At 50.3% G+C, this 1,434-nt stretch carries 2 protein-coding genes and 1 pseudogene; 2 read left to right on the plus strand and 1 reads right to left on the minus strand.

Going from position 1 to position 1,434, the window contains the following annotated elements:
* A partial coding sequence (locus PPL9_RS33040) for a YqaA family protein (RefSeq protein WP_208989175.1) occupies positions 1 to 333 on the plus strand: 333 nt, incomplete at its 5' end.
* A 187-nt stretch (positions 334 to 520) separates the two neighbouring features.
* Positions 521 to 1,195 (plus strand): GntR family transcriptional regulator, encoded by a 675-nt coding sequence (locus PPL9_RS05075; protein ID WP_057461644.1) that lies wholly within the window; start codon positions 521 to 523, stop codon positions 1,193 to 1,195.
* A gap of 33 nt (positions 1,196 to 1,228) precedes the next feature.
* Here PPL9_RS05075 and PPL9_RS33045 read toward each other — a convergent pair.
* Positions 1,229 to 1,434, minus strand: a pseudogene (locus PPL9_RS33045) (U32 family peptidase); the annotation flags it as partial.

The following is a 1,434-nucleotide window of genomic DNA, read 5'->3' on the forward strand; positions in this document are numbered from 1 at the left end:
GGCTGGGATCCGGTGATCTTGATTGCATCGGCTTCGCTGGGCAATGTTGCCGGTTCAGTGTTCAACTGGTACTGCGGACGTTTTCTGTCTCACTATAAAGACCGGTCGTGGTTCCCGGTAAAAGAACATCAATTCAAGCAAGCTGTGCGCTGGTTTAAGCGTTACGGACAAGCCTCAATGTTGCTCGCATGGGTGCCAATTATTGGCGACCCACTCACACTCATTGCCGGCACTTTGCGCATGAAATTCATGAACTTTCTGGTGCTGGTCGCAATCGGCAAAGTGGCCCGATATCTGTTTGTGTATTACGCAGTCACGTTTTGGCAGGGATAACCCACGGATTAAGCGTGGTTTTAAATAATCAATTCTGATTAGAGTAAATGGCCGAACTCTATGGGTTTTATAGATAAAATTAATTTTATATGTGCAATGCAATTTATCATGACTTAGCGGAAATATCGACAATGTAGAAGGGGGGTGATAGAGAAAAACGATCTTTACTCGAACTCACCTTTTGGAAATGCCTTCGTCCACGTCTAACGTCTCCATCGCTTATCGCAAACTGAAGCAAGCAATCCTCGAAAACCGGCTCGGTCCGGGTACGCAGGTGCTTGAGCAGGAAGCGGCTACCCAGCTGGAAATGAGCCGTACGCCAGTGCGTGAGGCCATGCTAATGCTGCAGAAGGACGGGCTCGTGGAAATGCGCCCGCGTCAGGGTATGCGCGTTCTTCCAATCACTGTCGGCGATATCTCGGAGATCTACGAGATCCTTGAAGTTGTTGAAGGGCTTGCCATTCGCAAGCTTGCTGAAAAGCCAATCAGTGAAAAGCAGGCACGTGCACTTGAGGACTCTGTCACCCTGATGGATCTTTCACTTGAACGTGGAGACCTCAGCGTTTGGACATCTGCGGACAAGAAGTTTCACGAGGATGTCGTCAAGTTCAGCGGCAACGTGCATCTGGAAACTGTCTTCCTACAGCTCTGGGATAGATCGCAACGCGCGCGCAACATGCTGCTGAAAGCGCATGGTGCCCCAGTCAACTCCGCGCAGGAGCATTGGGAGCTGTTGAAGTTCATCAAAGAAGGCAAAGCGGCGGAAGCTGTCGAGTTTCAGAAAAGCCTGCGTGCTGAGGCTGCAGAGCAAATCTGTAAAATGATCTTTGACGTGATGAGCGGAATGGTCCCGTCAAACTAAAAGCGGGACCGAAGCCCCGCTTTTCCTGAAATCTTAGTCTGCTTCCCAGAGGTGTCCGGGTTTTCCGGTCACATATCCGTTTGCCAGCGCACCTGGCAGCTGTTGTGTCTGCAGACGTGCTACGGCCTCGCCACTTTCAATCTTTCCGTCAACAAGATCTCGATAGATCTCGGCAATCGCAATCATATCAATATCATGCGGTGAAAGACGCAAGCGGCCAACGCCTTTTGTCAAAAGCT

It is taken from the genome of Pseudovibrio sp. POLY-S9, assembly GCF_001431305.1.
In the GTDB taxonomy this organism is placed as follows: domain Bacteria; phylum Pseudomonadota; class Alphaproteobacteria; order Rhizobiales; family Stappiaceae; genus Pseudovibrio.

Coding starts and splice junctions, on each gene's coding strand:
- PPL9_RS05075 (WP_057461644.1), top strand. CDS start 521: ATGCCTTCGTCCACGTCTAACGTCTCCATCGCTTATCGCAAACTGAAG.